This window comes from Pedobacter sp. KACC 23697 (genome assembly GCF_045348445.1).
GTDB lineage: Bacteria > Bacteroidota > Bacteroidia > Sphingobacteriales > Sphingobacteriaceae > Pedobacter.
In genome coordinates this window covers 2,936,632-2,954,133 of sequence record NZ_CP157485.1, presented here as the reverse complement: position 1 = coordinate 2,954,133, position 17,502 = coordinate 2,936,632, and the positions used below count along the sequence as shown (strand labels likewise).

Sequence of the window (17,502 nt, the reverse complement as noted above, 5' to 3'; positions counted from 1 at the left end):
AGGACTTTTAAAAAATTCTGAAACAAGTTCAGAACGAAGAATAGAAATAAAGCGCGTCGTCATGCTGAATTTATTTCAGCATCTAAAATGATAAACTTCTATCTTTTCGTAAACGTCCCTCTTGTAAAACCCTCACCAACTAGTGTTTTATCATCTCTGATCAATAGCATAATGGTGTTCTGCTGATCATAAAGTTTGATCATGTCCCCTTCAATAACATATTTAGAAGTGAAAACAGAATCGGTATAGGCATCGGTAACGGTTACTGAATCTTTAGATTTAAAATTAAAAGATTTGTACTGGATATCTTCATTGCTTGCAAAGGTTCCCGCTACCAGCTTGGCCTGTATAAAAGTAATATAACAGAAATAGCCTATTACCAGAATCACGATTGCCGAAAAACCGATCAAAAATTTGTTGCCACTGGCATATTTAATCGAAAAATATAATATGGTAATGAGTATCAGGGCCACTACGGCGAAAAAGATAATGTTCGTGTAATCTTTCTTCTCCTGCGGTACAGATGCAGCAATATTTGTTTTTTCAACTTTTGCTTTTACCGGAGAAATCCTGACCAAAAATTCTTTACTCACCCATCCTTCGCCATTGGTCACTTTAATTTTATAGAAACTGGTATTAGCAGAATCGATAACGGCAACATTTTCATTCTTAGGCAGGTATCCAACAATTTTACTTTTTGGATCAGCTTGTTGCCTAACCCTTAAATCGTCGGCAGTTACCCGGTACATGTCGGCGCTTGTTGCCGTTTGAGGAGCAGCATCGGGCTGCGCAGTCGTAGACTGAGTAGTTGTAGGTTTGGCTACAGGTGCAATTTTTTCAACGAAATCTTTGCTTACCCAGCCTTCGCGGTTTTTAAATTTTACTTTGTAAAACTTCGCATTATTGGCATCCAAAACTGTAATGTTTTCATTTTGAGCTACATTTCCAATAACTTTACTTTTCGGATCGCTGCTTTCCCTTACACGCAGTTGGTCGGCCTTAACACGATACAATTCTTGTGCATTTAAACGGTCAGCAAAAAAAGAAAGCGCAATAAGGAGGAAGAAAATTCTAGTCATAAGTATAAGATTCTGCGAACAGTTTAATAGGTAAATGAAAACACACTATAAGCAAACACCGTGCTAAGTGTTTCAAAATTAGAAAATACTTTTAATAGGTCGTTATAAGTTTGAAAAAAGCACAAAATCGCAACATTTATAATATTACGCCCAGTAGCTCACTTTTATTGATAAAACCAATATATCTAGAGTCTCGAGCATTACTTCTATTATCTCCAAGAACGAAGAGATTGTCTGCTGGAACCAGTACGGGGCCGAAATTATCCGCATTCCACCTATTTGACCATTTTTGTTCAATTTCCTCATCACGGTACACAGGCATTTTTACTTCTTTATATTGATATATGTTAGCCTTCTTAGCTATCGCATCGATAATCTCCATATGAATTTCGTTTCCAATAGCATACATAGTTTCTCCGGGTTGTATCTTCCCTGAATCAATAAGTTCGTTATAGATTTCGTTACTGAAATTATAGCTGTGTTTGGTGTCGTAATTTTGAATCATTATTTTACCGTTTAAATAAACTTCGCCCTTTTTAATTTCGATCTGATCTCCTTCAGCAGCACAAAGTCTATAAATACAAGGCACTCCATTTGCTTTCACTACAATAAGGCCACCTTTTTTCGCTTCTTTTAAATTTGAAGCCATTACGATCTGATTAACGGCAATATTGGGTTCATTGGCTGATGAGGCATTTTTATAGGTATTGAAAATACCAAAAACCCTGATACCGATCCATACACATACTAAGAGTATAAAGAAACCTGCACAGATAAAAATTATTTTTTTCATATTTAGAAAGCGCTTAAATCAAGCCAACAAAATAATCATATTTTATTAATTTGATGTGCCTGTGAAGTTGAATTAAAGCTAAATTACCAGCTGCCCCCTGTACCGCCACCGCTGCTGCTGCCACCGCCCCAGCTGCTTGATGATGAAGATGATGAACTGCTGCCTGATGAAGAGGAGCCGGATGACGAACTTGAGTCAACCAACATGGCTAATGTAATCCATTTAATAAATTCTGTTTTTTTACAGCAGCTACACTCGTTTATTATTTTTGCTTGCCCCTCATGACTGTAGGTAGCCTTTTTAGTGGTGACCTGTTTGTTAAGTTGATAGGTTCTGAAATAACAATCAGGACATTCGGTATAGCTATTGTAAGCTTCTGCCGGCCATTGCTTAATCATGTGCTCCTGATGATCTACACTTTCCCAGATATCATAATCATAGGCTTTTACTATTTCCTCTATACGTTGGCCCTTCGTTAAAAAAGGTTCGCCTTCCATATTAATATCCCTGTCCAAACGCACCATTTCCTGTCCCTTACTATCCAGCACTGCTTTAAAACGGTTAATGTTCTTAACCGTTTTAAATAAATAGATGATTATGTTGATTAAAATGAAGGGAGAAAAAATAATCAGCCAAAAATTCTTTTTATGAAAACTACTTACCGAATTAAAAAAGTTTTTATCGTCATAATGTATTCTTCGTAATGCTGAAATGTGGAAAAGGTACCTGCCGAGAAGGACAAGAGCCAAAATAACATACAGAATAACCGGAGCATCTTTTGGCCTTATTTTTTCAACTAATTCCATTCCACCAAAACAGAAGAATATAAAGCCCGTTATAAAAGTAATCATCATCGCCACCGCACAGCCTTTTCCAATTTTTTCATATTGGTTCCCATCAGATTGGGTTTTATCTTTTATTGCATTTTTAGCCTGCCGGTTCACCATTTTGAATGCACCCCAAAAAAGCAGGATGATTATCCCGGCAGGTAGTAAGAAATTTTCCAAATCATTATTGTTATCCTGCTGGGTGAACAATTGGTTGAGCTCCGATTTGTGCTCGGGTTTTAAGATAATCTCGCCAATGGCATTAATGGTATTGGAAATTCCGGTCGCAAAATCATTTTCTCTAAAAGCAGGCAAGAGGTTCTGTTCGGCAATATGTTTAAGCTTTACATCAGGTAAAACACCTTCTGCACCGGTACCCGTAATAAACCTGTATTTACGGCGCTCCTTCGATATAAATAACAACAAACCATTGTTACTGGTTTTTGAACCTATTCCCCAGGTATTGAAGAGCTCATAAGCAAAGTCGAAATCCTCTTTATTATGATCGAAATCGCTAACCATCACCACTGCCACTTGTACATTGGTTTTACTCTCGAAATCGGCAATGGTATTGTTGAGTTGTACAACAGCCTCAGTACCCAAAATTTTATCAGGGTCGCTAACGTAGCCGCCTCCATTTTTTTTAGGGTCGGGAATATCTTTTACCTGATAAGCCCTTTGTGCAACAACGAAATGGCTTAAAAAAAGGAAAATGAAAAGGGTAAGAGGTTTGATTAAATGTTTGGTGAGCATCGTGTAAATTTATAGCATCATCATTTAACAAACAGTTGCCAATATGGTTTACTCTTTTAATATTTTTGCCAATACTTTGTCTAGTTTTGCCTTGTTTTTTAGGTAAGGCTCTAAATCGTAAAGCTTTACTGTTTTAAATTCTATCGGATGGCTTTCGCTCTGTAATGATATATAACCTGATGTTAAGGCTTTACCGTCTATTTTAACTTTAGGGTCGAAATTAGAAACGTTGCCGCCACCAATTTGAGGTTTGGTGTATTCTAAAACTACTTCGCCTGCTATAATGTGTTTGATAACAGAATCACCTAAAACTAAAAATTCTGCAGTTACCCATTGGTCGCCAGCATAAGTTTTCGATTTAGAATCCAGGCAGTGTGGCGTAAATAATTTACCGTTATAGTTAATTAGTGTTCCAGGTGTACATACATTGCTGGTATGGCGTTCATGTTCCCCATCTCCACCTAAAATCTGTCCTTCGATAGAAATTGGAAAATCCTGGTCTTTCAACATCGTTGCCGGATCCTGGCAATGCAACATGGCACCACTGTTTCGGGTTGCCCAGCCTTCGCCACCTTTGGCCTGAACGCCAACAAAACGATAGGTTACTTTTAATAGATAGGCAGAAAAAGGTTTTTTATAGAAGATATGACCATATTGCTGGTCAAATTCATTATATCCATCATAACTTACTTTAATTACACCATTTTCTACCCGAAATGTATTGGCGTAATTTTCTTTATAGTCGTGTTTGGCAATTTTAATATTCCAGTCTTTTAAATCTTTTCCGTTAAAGAGGTTGATCCAGCCTTTTTGGGCATTTACATTTAAAATAAAAAGGGATAGAAATAATACAGTAAGGTAAATTGATTTTAATTTCATAGCAACATTTGGGTTATGTGCTAAAAATATGAATTTTTTTCTGAAGTTAAAGTTTGATGGATAGCTTTGGGCAGGGATTTAAGTAATCCGAATATCTGCGAAATAAAATCTATCCCGATAGATCTCTCCATTACGCTTCGCTACAGTCGAGATGACGACGATTTTTTCAGAATTTGTCAATGTTAATCATCTATGAACCAATGACCAATGACTAATGAATCAATGACCAATGAACTAATGACCAGTGAACTACTGACTAATGAACTAAAAACGGATTAACTTTCTCCAGCGCAAAATCCAATTGTTCCTGCTGTGTAAGATCGGTATTGTCTAAAATAATGGCATCATCGGCCCTAACCAACGGACTTTCTTTACGGGTGGTATCGGCGTAATCGCGATGGGCAAGGTTTTCAAACACTTCTTCTAAAGTAGTTGCATTATTGCCTTTACTTTCCAGCTCTTTAAACCTTCGTTCAGCTCTGATTTTAGGGTCGGCGGTCATGAAGAACTTTACAGGTGCATGCGGAAAAACGGTGGTGCCGATATCGCGGCCATCCATTACAATGTTTTTCGATTTTCCCATACGTTGTTGCTGTTTCACCATTTCATGGCGAACAATTTTATGTGCAGAAACCTCGCTCACATTTTCTGAAACCGGCATCAAACGAATTTCATCTGAGACTTCTTCGCCATTAAGGGTAATATGCGATTCATAATCGCGAGAATGGAAATTTAGTTCAATGTGTTGTAAAGCATCTTTAACCTGGGTATCATTGCTTACATCAATATTATTGCGCAAAAAATATAGGGTAACAGCACGGTACATGGCCCCGCTATCTACATAAATGAAACCTAATTTTTTAGCAAGTGCTTTCGCTAATGTACTTTTTCCGCAAGATGAATAGCCGTCAATTGCTATAACCAAGTTTTTCTTCATTCTGCTACAAAGGTAAAAAAAGCCGATGGGTTTGCTAACTTTTTTTAGATCGATATTCTTTATATTTTTGCCGCATGTTACCGAGCAGAGAAGAAATTTTACGATCAGCCATTTTTAAAACGTCGCGTAGTGGTGGTAAAGGCGGCCAGAACGTAAATAAGGTTTCGAGTAAGGTAGAGCTTGTTTTTAATGTAGAAGCCTTTGCTTATTTTACTGATGAGGAAAAAGTACGGCTTAAAGAAAAACTACAAAACCGTCTGGATAGTGAATGCTTGCTGCATATCGTTTCGCAGGAGGACAGGAGCCAGCTGCTCAATAAAGAAAAAACCATCGTCAAGCTGATCGATCTGTTAAAGAAAGCATTGATGGTTCAGAAAAAAAGAAAACCAACCAAAATCCCTAAAGGCGTTATCGAAAAAAGATTAAAGAATAAGGCCTCAACAGCTGAAAAGAAGAGAAACCGAAAAATTATTGGTTTTTAAAGGCCTAGCATTTTTCAAATAAATTTGTGATCTTTTGACTGGTGAAGGATTTATAATGTCGGATAGCAATATCTGACATTACAAGAGTCGTCGCCCTGAATTTATTTCAGGGTCTATATAACAAGAGAGATGCTGAAATAAATTCAGCATGACGATCGCTTTGGGCAATGAACTATCCAGCAATATTAACAATAAAACAGTTAACCTAAATCTTTCCAAATCGATAATACAAGCTTAAACCACCATAATTCTGTGCTTTGGCCACACTTTTAACTTCTTTTGTTTTAAAAATCACATTAAAATCGGCAGTAAATCTTTTTGAACTGTAGTTCACCCCGAACTGTTGTTCAAAAACGATTGGTTTTACGCCAAAAGTTACCGGACTGTCATTGTTGAAAAGACTGCCCTGTATAGTGGCATCATAAGCTACGAAATTGAGCTGCGGTTTTACGTAAAAGAAAAACTCGGCATTATTTAAGCTTTTGGTTTTTGAATTTCCAATTACCGCATGATGGTAAGCACTATTGAACAATTGATTGATTTTACCAGCTCTGAAAAGTACTGATGTACCTAAACCCGAAAAAGTGGTACCCAAATTGGCATAGCCTTGTGCACTGATATCTACAATTGGATCTTCAGGTCTAAAAAGTAATTTACTGTAATCGGCAGCCAGATTTACGGCCAGTTCATTTTTAATTTGGTAATCCCAACCTGCAGGAGTATAAAAGCCAACGGTTTTATGGAGAAATCGCTGCGCAGCTTGCGCAAGTGAGTGAGGACCAACTGTTCCCAATTCCACACTGGTTTTTAACACACTTTCATTTTTATAGAAAACGGAGTATGCACCACCTGCATACAGGTAACCTGCAAAAGGCCGGTCCTGATCTTCCTTTTTTGGCACCTGGCCCCAGTAAGGGGTATACATTTTTTGTCCGGCAGAAATTTCATAAGTTTTCTTTTCGATCTTATCCGATAGTTTTTCGGTATTAAGTGCCCTGCGGAAATAAATAAATAAGCCGTTCGTGTAATAACGGTCGTTTAAAGTAGCCAGATAAGCATCGTTTTCGGTTTTAAAACCAAATTCGTTTTTAAAAGATTGGGCAAAACCGGTTGATACAACCGAACAAAAAACCAGTGCAAATAAAAGTGATTTCATAAAAAAGTCCCGATCATTATCGGGACTATAAAAGTATTTATTGTAATTGGATTTTTGATTGTTCTCTGCGAAAAGATTATAAATTAGTTTACAATCGGAGCAATTTTAATACTTAAATCTAAAGGTTTTTTTACTTTATTTTTAGTTAATGCCAAATCAATTACTTCGCTCATTTCGGTTACATAATGAAATTGTAAATCCTTGATATAACTTTCCTTAATTTCTAAAATGTCTTTGCGGTTGCTCTTGCAAAGAATAATTTCTTTGATGTTGGCCCTTTTGGCAGCCAGGATTTTTTCTTTGATACCACCTACCGGAAGGACTTTTCCGCGCAAGGTAATTTCGCCGGTCATGGCCAAATGCTGTTTTACCTTACGTTGCGTAAAGGCCGAAGTTAATGCTGTTAACATCGTTATTCCGGCCGATGGACCATCTTTAGGGGTAGCACCTGCCGGAACGTGTACATGTACATCCCAATTATCAAATAATGTATAATCGATACCAAATTCTGCAGCATGCGCACGTAAATAAGCTAGTGCAATCACCGCCGACTCTTTCATTACATCACCCAGGTTACCGGTCAAGGTTAATTTTCCTTTTCCGGGGCTTAAACTAGATTCAATAAATAAGATATCGCCACCAACACTTGTCCAGGCTAAACCTGTTACCACCCCGGCCACTTCATTGCCTTCGTACAAATCTTTATCATAAATAGGAGCACCTAAAATACGCTCTACATCATCGTTGGTTAAATTTACTTCATAGGTTTCCTCCATGGCAATTTTTGTTGCCACACCACGCACCAGCGAACCTATTTTTTTCTCCAAACCACGTACGCCCGATTCTCTGGTGTAATCTTCAATTACTTTTTCAATCAGGGCAGGCTTAATGGTAATATCTTTGGTCTGCAGACCATGATTTTCTTTCTGTTTTGGCAACAGGTACTTTTTGGCAATCTCTATTTTTTCTTCGATGGTATATCCATTCACTTCAATAATCTCCATACGGTCTAACAAAGCAGGTTGTATGGTGCTTAAAGAATTTGCTGTCGCAATAAACAGGATGTTCGATAAATCGTAATCCACCTCTACATAATGATCGTAAAAGGCATTGTTCTGTTCAGGATCTAAAACTTCCAGCAAAGCTGAAGACGGATCGCCACGGTGATCTGTACCTACTTTATCAATCTCATCCAAAACAAACACCGGATTATCTGCCCCGGCTTTTTTAATAGATGAAATGATACGTCCTGGCATGGCACCAATATAGGTTTTACGATGGCCGCGGATTTCTGCTTCATCGCGGATACCGCCTAAAGCCATGCGCACATATTTACGGCCTAATGCCTTTGCAATCGATTTTCCCAAAGATGTTTTACCAACTCCCGGAGGGCCAACCAAACACAAAATCGGTGCTTTCATATTGCGTTTTAGTTTTAGTACAGCCAGGTATTCGATAATACGTTGCTTTACTTTTTCTAAACCAAAATGGTCCTTATCTAAAATGCGCTGTGCTCTTTTTAGGTCGAAATTATCTTTTGTAAACTCGTTCCAGGGTAAATCCAAAAGTAATTCCAGGTAGTTTAACTGTACCGAATAATCAGGGGCAGCAGGATTCATTCTGCCTAACTTATCTATTTCCTTATCAAAATGATCGGCAACGGCCTGTGCCCATTTTTTCTTTTTTGCCCTTTCCTGCAGCGCATCAAATTCTAAATCGGCAGCATTACCACCAAGTTCTTCCTGGATCGTTTTTAGCTGTTGGTTTAAGAAATAATCGCGTTGCTGTTTATCTAAATCGGTACGCACTTTGGATTGGATCTGATTTCTCAGTTCCAGCATCTGCAGTTCTACCATCAAAAGTTCCATCACCTTTTGCGCTCTTTCCTGCAATTTATCCATTTCAAGGATTTTTTGCTTATCGGCCATTTCGGCATTCATGTTTGAGGAAATGAAATTGATCAAAAATGAATTGCTCTCAATGTTCTTTAGCGCAATGCTGGCTTCGCTGGGGATATTGGGTGAAAGCTGTATAATCTGTGCAGACATCTCGCGTATAGAAGCAATCAAGGCTTTAAACTCTTTATCTGCCTTATGCTTTTGTTCTACAAACTTTTTAACAACTGCTTTAATATAAGGTTCGTTCTGTACTTCTTCAATTAAACTGAAGCGTTGTTTACCCTGGATAATTACGGTCGTATTTCCATCAGGCATCTGCAATAGCTTAATAATATTGGCAACCGTACCAACCGTGTTTAGCTGATCAAAAGTTGGATCTTCAATAGAAACGTCTTTTTGGGAAACCACCCCAATAATTTTGTTCCCTTTATAAGCTTCTTTAATCAACTTAATCGATTTGTCTCTTCCCACGGTAATAGGAATCACTACACCGGGAAATAAAACGGTATTTCGCAAAGGCAATATGGCCAAGGTTTCCGGCGTTTCCTCATTGTTCATTTCCTCTTCGTCCTGTTGAGACATTAAAGGAAAAAACTCTGTATCCTCATTTATCATTGGCATTGCTGTTTGGAAATCAAATATATCTTGTTTACTCATTATCACATTTTCCGCTAACGACAAACTGGCAGTTTAGTCGTATTTAATTTGTTTAATTTTGGTATTCATTTTATAAATTCAACTCTTGTGCCAAAATGAAAATAATATTAATCATATGTTAAAAAGGCAGAGTAATATAAATATTTTCGCCAATATCATATAAAGCATTATTTTGCGTTTAAGCTAATGTTTAGGGCAACTGGTTTTTAATGAAAGAAAATTAAAAACTTTTAAATTATCAGAATAGGATTATATTGCAAAAAAATTCTCCTATAAATTCTGTTAGGGGTCAGATTTGTTACACTTATTACTCATACATGGACTATTTAAAAAAAGCGATTTTAGGGTTAATGATTTTTATATCAACGGGTAGTTTCGCGCAGACCAATTACGAAAGAAGCATGCAGGCCATGATGAAAGGTGATTACAGGACTGCGGCTATGCAATTGGAAAAAGCTGACGCTAAAAGCCCTGATAATGCACGCGTGCTCCAGATGCTTGGATATTCTTATTTTCAGAATCACGAATACGAGAAGTGTATTGCTACTTATAGCCGATTGTTAAACATTAAGCCTACCGAGGTTTCGGCATATTATTACCGGGGTATAGCGAGGTTAAAAATTGCTAACGATCCTAAGGAATCGTTAAATACGATGCGCGAAAACTTTTATCAGGCATCTTTAAAAGATTTTACCAAAGCCATTGAGATTAATGGTGATGAGGATGCGCAGATGTTTCAGAACCGTGGCTTGGCTTATAAAGATTATGCAATTTTCAGGTCTTTTAAAGCAAAGAAAAAAGAGGAAAAAGCAGCCTGCATAGCTTTGTTCAATAACTCTATTGCTGATTTTCAAAAGGTATTAACCTTACAGCCATTAAGAAAAGATATTATCGATTGGGTAACTTACGATAAGGCGCAGATTGCAAGCATGAAATAAATAAAGTCTTTCAAATAAAAAATGGGACCTGATATATTCGGGTCCCATTTTTTTATTTCAGTTTTCCAATAACGGAATATTTCTTATCCTTCAGTAGCCTGATTTTCTGTTGTTTTTTGATGCTATATAAGCTATCCGGACAATATGTTAAAGTATCCTGAGACCGGTAGAGAATATTTTTATTATCGATAATGATCTCTATGATATCTGCTTTTTTATCTTTCCAGGTGATGGAAATCTTTTTAATAGGAATTTTTTTATGATCTGAAGTATAAATATCTACTCCGTTTTGTTTTTTTGTTTTGAAACTTCCTTTCCACGATGTTTTATTGATATCGGCATTAACAAAAATGGCTAGTTCTTTTGACCAGTCAGCAATTTTTGAACTTTTGCTTTCTACCGCCCCATTTACACTTACTGTTTTATTTACTATAGGGTTAAGTTTTTGTAAACGCGAAATTTCTTTTTCAAAATATCCTTTGATATCGAAATAAACCAAATCAGTATTTGCCTCAGCTTCTTTTCGCTGGTTGCAGGAAAACAATGCCAAAGCAAATACCGGGATAAAAAGTTTTTTGATCATTAGACTAAAACGTTTCCTGTCATTTCTGCTGGGATAGCCACACCTAATATTTTTAGAATAGTAGGGGCGACGTCTCCTAATTTACCGTCTGCAATGGTTTTGTAATCTTTATCAATTAGAATACAAGGAACCAGGTTGGTTGTATGTGCGGTATTGGCTGATCCATCAGCATTCACCATAAATTCGGAGTTTCCATGATCTGCCAAAAGAATGAACGAATAACCATTTTCCAAACCTTTGTTTACTACGGTTTCGGCACATTTATCGGCAGTTTCAACCGCTTTTACCACGGCCTCAAAAACACCTGTATGCCCAACCATATCCGGGTTGGCGAAGTTTAAGCAGATAAAATCAGCCCATCCTGTTTCCATTTCTTTGGTAATGGCATCGGTAATGCCTGCCGCACTCATTTCAGGTTGAAGATCATAAGTGGCTACTTTTGGCGAAGGAATTAAAATGCGCTTCTCATTAGCAAATTCAGCCTCTCTGCCACCAGAAAAGAAGAAAGTTACGTGAGGGTATTTTTCGGTTTCAGCAATACGGATCTGGTTTTTATTATTATTGGCCAATACTTCGCCTAAGGTTTGGGTTAAATCATCTTTAGTGAAGATTACATTTACCTTTTCAAAACTCTCGTCATAAGTAGTCATGGTCACGTAATACAACGGCAGTTTATGCATTTGCTGCTCCGGGAAATCTTTTTGTGTTAAAGCTGTGGTAATCTCACGCCCCCTGTCTGTACGGAAATTGAAACAGATGACCACATCGTCGTTTTGAATGGTGGCTACAGGAGCACCATTATCTTGAGTTAAAACGATTGGTTTTAAAAACTCATCTGTAATGCCATCCGCATACGATTTTTTGATGGCGGCTAAAGCATCCTGGGTTTTTTCGCCAACGCCATTAACCATCACATCGTAAGCTTGTTTAACACGCTCCCAACGGTTATCGCGGTCCATGGCATAGTAACGGCCAACCATTGTTGCCAGTTTAGCATTAGAATTTTGTATGTGGTTTTCAAGGTCAGTAATAAAACCTAAGCCAGCGTTTGGATCTGTATCACGGCCATCCAAAAAGGCATGTATAAAAGTATTTGGTACATTGGCTTCATTTGCGGCATCGCATAAAGCTTTTAAGTGTTCGATGTGTGCATGTACACCTCCATTCGAAACCAGGCCGATAAAATGAACTGCTTTATTATGCTGCTTGGCATAATCGAATGCATTGACTAAAACCGGGTTATGGTGCAATTCTCTGTCAGCAATCGATTTGTTGATTCTTCCAAGCTCCTGGTAAACTACCCTGCCTGCACCTAAGTTCATGTGTCCAACTTCTGAGTTTCCCATTTGCCCGGCTGGTAAGCCTACTGCCTCACCAGATGCCTCAAGTTTAGCATTTGGGTATTTTTGTAATAACGAATCGAAAAAAGGAGTATTGGCAGCGTATGCAGCATCAGAATTATCTTGTTTGCCGTAGCCCCAGCCATCCAGGATTATCAGCGCGAGTTTTTTATCGTTTACCATTTTTATTGTAAAATTTATTGATCTATATCAAAACATTTTCATGTATTCCATGTTGTAGTTTTGTTTATATGGCAAATATAACTTTATTGAGGCTTATACAAATGAAGAAATCCTTTTTTTGATATGCTAATGGCATAATTTTAGCTATAGGGTTCTGTATAAAATACAGAAATGATCCGAAGCTTATTTTTACTCATCATTAGTTTGTCGTCATTATATCATCCTACAGCCTTTCAGGCCGATATAATTGATGATTTATCTTCGTATTTTAAGGCTGGCAACTCAAAAGAAATTGCCAAAGATTTTGCTTCAACTATCGAACTGATCATTATTGATGAAGAAGATGTATACTCAAAAGCACAGGGTGAACAGATTTTGAGAGATTTTTTTATCAAACATCCGCCCGTAAAAACAAGTATTTTTCATAAAATCAATACCAATCCCAATTATCGTTTTGGTGTAATCATGTTGAGCACTGCTAAAGAAACCTTCAGGGTTTCTATTACCATGAAAAAATTCAATACCAGTTTTTCTATTACCGAATTGAGGATAGAGCCTGCAAAGGATTAAGGTTTTTAGCTATCTGCTAGATTTTAGAAGCTTTCTAATCTGATGCTAAATTAGATTTACCAATCACTTTAACCTTTCAGGAAATTGCCTGCTAATAAATAATTCTTATTTTTGCGGCATTAAAATCTATATTTTGGATACTAAACTTATACATCAATTCATCAAAAATGCCCTTACCGAAGATGTTGGTGACGGAGATCATACCTCACTTTCCACCATTCCGCAGGGAACGCAAGGGAAAGCGAAACTGATTATCAAAGAAGATGGCATTTTAGCTGGAATTGAACTGGCCATTGAAATATTCAGAGAGGTTGATCCCAACCTGAAGGTTGATGTATTGTTACAGGATGGAGTTGCCGTTAAATTTGGCGATATAGCCTTAACCGTTACAGGAAGTACACATGCTATTCTAATAGCCGAACGATTGGTTTTAAACTGTATGCAGCGTATGAGTGGCATTGCGACCAAGACCCATCGTATCGTATCATTGTTAAAGAAAACCAAAACCAAGATTTTAGATACCCGTAAAACCACCCCTGGCTTGCGTTATTTAGAGAAATGGGCAGTTAGGATTGGTGGAGGCGTAAATCACCGTATAGGTTTATATGATATGATTCTGATCAAGGATAATCATGTAGATTATGCAGGAGGGATCTCAAATGCCATTACAGCTGCTCAACAATATCTAACAGATCAAAATAAATCACTTCAAATCGAAATCGAGGTACGGAACCTGGAAGAGTTAAAACAGGTTTTGGCTGTTGGTGGCGTAGACCGGATTATGCTTGATAATTTCAGTTTTGAAAACCTAAAGGCTGCAGTTTCATTAATAGACGGGAAATTTATTACGGAGGCTTCCGGAGGAATTACGGAAGATAATGTTGCTGCATACGCAGCTTGTGGAGTTGATTTTATTTCGATGGGTGCGCTTACACATTCTGTGAAAAGCCTGGATATGAGTTTAAAAGCATACTAAATTGATTTGCTATAAAATTAAAAGCTTATTTTTTGTAACATTGTAAGCTATGGTTACGGTTTATTCTCTCAGCGCTTTATTAATTGCTTACCTTTTCGGATCTATTCCAACAGCTGTGTGGCTTGGTCAGGCCTTTTATGGCGTTGATGTAAGGGAGTACGGAAGTGGTAACGCTGGTGCAACCAATACTTTTAGGGTACTGGGCAAAAAAGCCGGAATTGCTGTGATGATCATCGATATTGCAAAGGGATACACCGCAACCAATCTGGCCTATCTGATCGGCATGTCGGTAACCGGGCCACAAAATTCAGTTGTTTTTGTTAACTATCAGCTTGCCTTAGGGGTAACGGCCGTAATGGGGCATTTGTTTCCTGTTTTTGCTGGTTTTAGAGGAGGAAAAGGTGTGGCTACACTTTTTGGAATGATTTTGGCAGTTAACTTCGAAGCATCTATGCTTTGCGTTCTGGTTTTTGTGGTGATATTATTGTTAACTAAATATGTTTCATTAAGCTCCATCTGTGCGGGATTTACTTTCCCATTAAGCGTAGTTTTCCTGTTTCAGGTTTCCATCAAATCTGAGGTGCTTTACGGCATGGTGGTTTGCATTTTAATCTTGGTTACGCACCAAAAAAATCTCGAAAGATTGCTGAAAGGCAAAGAATCTAAAGTGTATTTGTTTAGGAAGAAAACTAATTAATTAACAAAACACATTTCTTTAAAACTTATATGTAGGCTTACTGTTTTATCATCGGCTTTGCCTGTTTGTTTTACTAATCATTTAAGATCGCATTTATGAAAAAATTATTTTTAGCAGCCAGTGTTGCTGGGATTTTATTGTTTAACGCATGTTCTACTGTTCCTTTAACGGGCCGTAGTCGATTTGATCTGGTAAGTAACGACCAGGTTTTGCCAATGGCATTCCAAGCCTATAATACCTTTTTAACAGAAAATAAATCAGCCGTTTTACCTGCTTCAAATGCGCAGGCTTTAAAAGTCAAAACCGTTGGAAGCCGGTTGATTACTGCTGTAAAATCGTATATGAACAGCAATAACTATGGTAATCTGATTGCTGATTATCAATGGGAAGTTAATGTAGTACAGAACAATGAAAAAAATGCCTGGTGTATGCCAGGAGGTAAGATTGTGGTGTATACGGGTATTTTGCCGGTTACCCAGGATGATGCCGGTTTAGCTACCGTTATGGGACATGAGATTGCCCATGCGATTGCAGGCCATTCGGCAGAGCGGATGTCGCAGGAAATGGTAGCCCAGGGAATTGGTGCCGCTGCAGGCGTAGCGCTGTCTAAAAACCCGAAAACACAATCTATTTTTAATACACTTTATGGGGTAGGTACACCAGTTGCGATGTTGAAATTCAGTCGTAACCAAGAATTAGAGGCCGATCGTTTAGGCTTGATTTTTATGGCCATGGCAGGGTATAATCCACAAAATGCTACCGCCTTTTGGAATAGAATGTCGGCAGCATCAGCTGCAGCACAAAAACCAGCTGAATTTTTAAGTACCCACCCAAGCGATGCTACACGTATTGCACAGATTCAAAAATATTTGCCTGAAGCGCAACAGTATTATAAGAAATAAGGTTTGGGGCTTAAGGTTTAAGGTGGAAGGTTTTGCATGATGCAGAAAATTCCACCTTTTTTTGTTTCGTCCCGCTTTAAATTACCGTCCTTTCGGGCGGAGTGTAACGCAGTCGAGAAATCTAAAAAGCGAGATATACTGGATAGATCTCTCCATTCCAATGTGTTCCAGTTGAGATGACGACGATTTATATAGTCGAATCGCTTGGGGAGCGCCCCCCTTTAACCAATGGCCAATGACTAGTAAACCAATTAACCTTCAAGTACCTTCAAAATGGCACTGGCTTTGAGTAAACATTCTTCATACTCTTTTTTTGCGTCTGATTCATAAGTAATCGCCCCTCCAACCTGAAAAGATAGATATTGATTATCGCTATTGTATAAGATGCTTCTGATTACCACATTAAAATCGAAATCCCCATCAGGTGTTATATATCCAAAGGAACCGGAATAAATACCCCTTTTGGTTACTTCGTATTCTTCAATCAATTTCATGGCTTTAACCTTTGGGGCTCCTGTCATGGAACCCATGGGGAAGGTATTTTTAATGGCATCTATGAAATGGATCTCTGAATTTAATTTACAGCTAATGGTAGAAATCATTTGATGGACTTGTGGGAAGCTGTAGATACCGAATAATTCATCAACAGTAACAGAACCCTTAACGGCTGATTTAGTGAGGTCGTGGCGCACCAGATCAACAATCATTACATTTTCTGCCTGTTCTTTATTATTGTTTCTAAGCTGCAGTTTTATAGCTTGATCTTCTTCAGGATCAGAACTTCTTTTAGCAGTGCCTTTAATGGGTTGTGAGGTCAGTTTCGTTCCCCGTTTGCACAAAAATCTTTCTGGTGTGGCTGATAAAATATATTGGCCATTAACTTTAAAATAACCTGCAAACGGTGTGGGAGAAAGCTGGTTTAAGGCTTCAAAAGTATGAATGGGGTCTATCTCGGCATTTTTTGCAAAAAATTCCTGACAAAAATTGATTTCATAAATATCGCCTTTATGGATGTGGCTCTTTAAAACCTCAACTTTAGCTATGTATTGATCTTGAGATAATTTTTGTGATATCCGGACCGCTTTAGATTGTTTATTATCTTCAAAAAAGAAGGCCTCAACCTCTCCTAAAATTGATTGTTCACCAAGCAGGATTTCAGCTTTACCATCTTTAAAAGCAATGAGGTATTTTGGAACAAAAAAGTATAAATCCGGGAAGTTTAAACCGTCGGGATTATTAGATTGAAGATCTTCTGTTTCGTTTTTTAAATCGTAGCTAAAATAGCCGAAAATCCATTGTTTGTGAACAGCATAAAAAATTTTTAGCTGATCGAAGGCGTTACCTGCAGAACATATTAATTCTGCATGAACATCAGCAGCAATAATGAAATCGTAAGCCGAATAAGCATCTTTGTATTCATTTGAATCAAAGAAACAACATACCTCGAACTGATTGGCCCAGTGTAATGCTTTTTGTTTAAATTCAGATATGTTTTGCGGGGTTTTCAAACTGTCGCAAAGGTAAAAATAGAGATGGTAATTGTAGAAAATTAATTTTTATCTTTTGAAACAACTTTTTTGAGTTTCCCATCATGCTTTCATTCGGATAAGTCGTCATTTCGAATGGGGTGCAGTGTGGCCGAGAACCACGAAGTGCTCAGCGAAGCTAAATCTTTTTAGATAGATCTCTCCATTTCGCTATGCTTCAGTCGAGATGACGGTAACGTGTAGTTAAGTAATCATAAAGCCTATGGCATTAAGATTCCCGCCTGTGCGGGAATGACGATTTTTTATTATAATTAACTAAAAACAAAAAAGCAACCCGTTATGGATTGCTTTTCTTTAATTAATCG

General features: G+C 37.7%; 16 protein-coding genes. 6 read left to right on the top strand and 10 right to left on the bottom strand.

The genetic code is table 11. The features are described from left to right. Positions 1–98 precede the first annotated feature (98 nt). The 5 genes from ABEG20_RS11830 to cmk form a co-directional block, all read right to left on the bottom strand. Positions 99–1,079, bottom strand: coding sequence for an SH3 domain-containing protein (locus tag ABEG20_RS11830; protein WP_406823551.1), 981 nt, complete (start codon positions 1,077–1,079; stop codon positions 99–101). Between the two features lie 136 nt (positions 1,080–1,215). Next, complete coding sequence (lepB, locus tag ABEG20_RS11825) at positions 1,216–1,872, bottom strand: signal peptidase I (RefSeq protein ID WP_406823550.1); 657 nt, start codon at positions 1,870–1,872, stop codon at positions 1,216–1,218. A gap of 83 nt (positions 1,873–1,955) precedes the next feature. Beyond that, the gene (locus tag ABEG20_RS11820; RefSeq protein WP_406823549.1) at positions 1,956–3,452 is read right to left on the bottom strand and encodes a TPM domain-containing protein; all 1,497 of its coding nucleotides are present in this window, start codon (positions 3,450–3,452) and stop codon (positions 1,956–1,958) included. Positions 3,453–3,500: 48 nt separating this feature from the next. Then, positions 3,501–4,331 (bottom strand): DUF1080 domain-containing protein, encoded by an 831-nt coding sequence (locus ABEG20_RS11815; protein WP_406823548.1) that lies wholly within the window; start codon positions 4,329–4,331, stop codon positions 3,501–3,503. A gap of 256 nt (positions 4,332–4,587) precedes the next feature. After that, entirely contained in the window at positions 4,588–5,268 is a 681-nt protein-coding gene (gene cmk, locus ABEG20_RS11810) for a (d)CMP kinase (protein ID WP_406823547.1), read from the bottom strand. A 74-nt stretch (positions 5,269–5,342) separates the two neighbouring features. Here cmk and arfB point away from each other — a divergent pair, with 74 nt between their 5' ends. Beyond that, a complete protein-coding gene (gene arfB, locus ABEG20_RS11805; RefSeq protein WP_406823546.1) occupies positions 5,343–5,750 on the top strand; it encodes an alternative ribosome rescue aminoacyl-tRNA hydrolase ArfB in 408 nt (135 codons plus the stop codon). 205 nt (positions 5,751–5,955) lie between these two features. Here arfB and ABEG20_RS11800 read toward each other — a convergent pair whose 3' ends face one another. Both ABEG20_RS11800 and lon read right to left on the bottom strand, forming a co-directional pair. Next, complete coding sequence (locus ABEG20_RS11800; protein ID WP_406823545.1) at positions 5,956–6,906, bottom strand: lipid A deacylase LpxR family protein; 951 nt, start codon at positions 6,904–6,906, stop codon at positions 5,956–5,958. Between the two features lie 83 nt (positions 6,907–6,989). Next, positions 6,990–9,461: an endopeptidase La gene (gene lon / locus ABEG20_RS11795; RefSeq protein ID WP_406823544.1), complete on the bottom strand. Its 2,472-nt coding sequence runs from the start codon at positions 9,459–9,461 to the stop codon at positions 6,990–6,992. 317 nt (positions 9,462–9,778) lie between these two features. On the opposite strand from lon, the gene ABEG20_RS11790 reads away from it, so the two are divergent. After that, positions 9,779–10,399: a tetratricopeptide repeat protein gene (locus tag ABEG20_RS11790; RefSeq protein WP_406823543.1), complete on the top strand. Its 621-nt coding sequence runs from the start codon at positions 9,779–9,781 to the stop codon at positions 10,397–10,399. A 52-nt stretch (positions 10,400–10,451) separates the two neighbouring features. On the opposite strand, the gene ABEG20_RS11785 is transcribed toward ABEG20_RS11790, so the two are convergent. Both ABEG20_RS11785 and gpmI read right to left on the bottom strand, forming a co-directional pair. After that, positions 10,452–10,982, bottom strand: a complete 531-nt coding sequence (locus tag ABEG20_RS11785) for a hypothetical protein (RefSeq protein ID WP_406823542.1) — start codon at positions 10,980–10,982, stop codon at positions 10,452–10,454. Then, entirely contained in the window at positions 10,982–12,505 is a 1,524-nt protein-coding gene (gene gpmI / locus ABEG20_RS11780) for a 2,3-bisphosphoglycerate-independent phosphoglycerate mutase (protein WP_406823541.1), read from the bottom strand. Before gpmI ends, ABEG20_RS11785 begins: the two co-directional genes overlap by 1 nt. Positions 12,506–12,676: 171 nt before the next feature. On the opposite strand from gpmI, the gene ABEG20_RS11775 reads away from it, so the two are divergent. The 4 genes from ABEG20_RS11775 to ABEG20_RS11760 all read left to right on the top strand — a co-directional run bounded on the left by ABEG20_RS11775 (position 12,677) and on the right by ABEG20_RS11760 (position 15,650). After that, complete coding sequence (locus ABEG20_RS11775) at positions 12,677–13,075, top strand: DUF4783 domain-containing protein (RefSeq protein WP_406823540.1); 399 nt, start codon at positions 12,677–12,679, stop codon at positions 13,073–13,075. Positions 13,076–13,208: 133 nt separating this feature from the next. Continuing rightward, the gene (gene nadC / locus ABEG20_RS11770; RefSeq protein WP_406823539.1) at positions 13,209–14,051 is read left to right on the top strand and encodes a carboxylating nicotinate-nucleotide diphosphorylase; all 843 of its coding nucleotides are present in this window, start codon (positions 13,209–13,211) and stop codon (positions 14,049–14,051) included. A gap of 49 nt (positions 14,052–14,100) precedes the next feature. Next, on the top strand, positions 14,101–14,748 hold the full coding sequence (gene plsY, locus ABEG20_RS11765; protein ID WP_406823538.1) for a glycerol-3-phosphate 1-O-acyltransferase PlsY: 648 nt from the start codon (positions 14,101–14,103) through the stop codon (positions 14,746–14,748). A gap of 95 nt (positions 14,749–14,843) precedes the next feature. Then, positions 14,844–15,650, top strand: a complete 807-nt coding sequence (locus ABEG20_RS11760) for a M48 family metallopeptidase (protein ID WP_406823537.1) — start codon at positions 14,844–14,846, stop codon at positions 15,648–15,650. A 251-nt stretch (positions 15,651–15,901) separates the two neighbouring features. On the opposite strand, the gene ABEG20_RS11755 is transcribed toward ABEG20_RS11760, so the two are convergent. Then, positions 15,902–17,158 (bottom strand): anthranilate synthase component I family protein, encoded by a 1,257-nt coding sequence (locus tag ABEG20_RS11755; RefSeq protein WP_406823536.1) that lies wholly within the window; start codon positions 17,156–17,158, stop codon positions 15,902–15,904. Positions 17,159–17,502 lie beyond the last annotated feature (344 nt).

Excerpts from the sequence above, each read along its gene's own strand:
- ABEG20_RS11830 (WP_406823551.1), bottom strand. The coding sequence starts at position 1,079 with ATGACTAGAATTTTCTTCCTCCTTATTGCGCTTTCTTTTTTTGCTGAC.
- ABEG20_RS11760 (WP_406823537.1), top strand. The coding sequence starts at position 14,844 with ATGAAAAAATTATTTTTAGCAGCCAGTGTTGCTGGGATTTTATTGTTT.
- ABEG20_RS11775 (WP_406823540.1), top strand. The coding sequence starts at position 12,677 with ATGATCCGAAGCTTATTTTTACTCATCATTAGTTTGTCGTCATTATAT.
- cmk (WP_406823547.1), bottom strand. The coding sequence starts at position 5,268 with ATGAAGAAAAACTTGGTTATAGCAATTGACGGCTATTCATCTTGCGGA.
- ABEG20_RS11815 (WP_406823548.1), bottom strand. The coding sequence starts at position 4,331 with ATGAAATTAAAATCAATTTACCTTACTGTATTATTTCTATCCCTTTTT.
- gpmI (WP_406823541.1), bottom strand. The coding sequence starts at position 12,505 with ATGGTAAACGATAAAAAACTCGCGCTGATAATCCTGGATGGCTGGGGC.
- arfB (WP_406823546.1), top strand. The coding sequence starts at position 5,343 with ATGTTACCGAGCAGAGAAGAAATTTTACGATCAGCCATTTTTAAAACG.
- lon (WP_406823544.1), bottom strand. The coding sequence starts at position 9,461 with ATGAGTAAACAAGATATATTTGATTTCCAAACAGCAATGCCAATGATA.
- lepB (WP_406823550.1), bottom strand. The coding sequence starts at position 1,872 with ATGAAAAAAATAATTTTTATCTGTGCAGGTTTCTTTATACTCTTAGTA.
- ABEG20_RS11785 (WP_406823542.1), bottom strand. The coding sequence starts at position 10,982 with ATGATCAAAAAACTTTTTATCCCGGTATTTGCTTTGGCATTGTTTTCC.
- plsY (WP_406823538.1), top strand. The coding sequence starts at position 14,101 with ATGGTTACGGTTTATTCTCTCAGCGCTTTATTAATTGCTTACCTTTTC.
- ABEG20_RS11800 (WP_406823545.1), bottom strand. The coding sequence starts at position 6,906 with ATGAAATCACTTTTATTTGCACTGGTTTTTTGTTCGGTTGTATCAACC.
- ABEG20_RS11820 (WP_406823549.1), bottom strand. The coding sequence starts at position 3,452 with ATGCTCACCAAACATTTAATCAAACCTCTTACCCTTTTCATTTTCCTT.
- ABEG20_RS11790 (WP_406823543.1), top strand. The coding sequence starts at position 9,779 with ATGGACTATTTAAAAAAAGCGATTTTAGGGTTAATGATTTTTATATCA.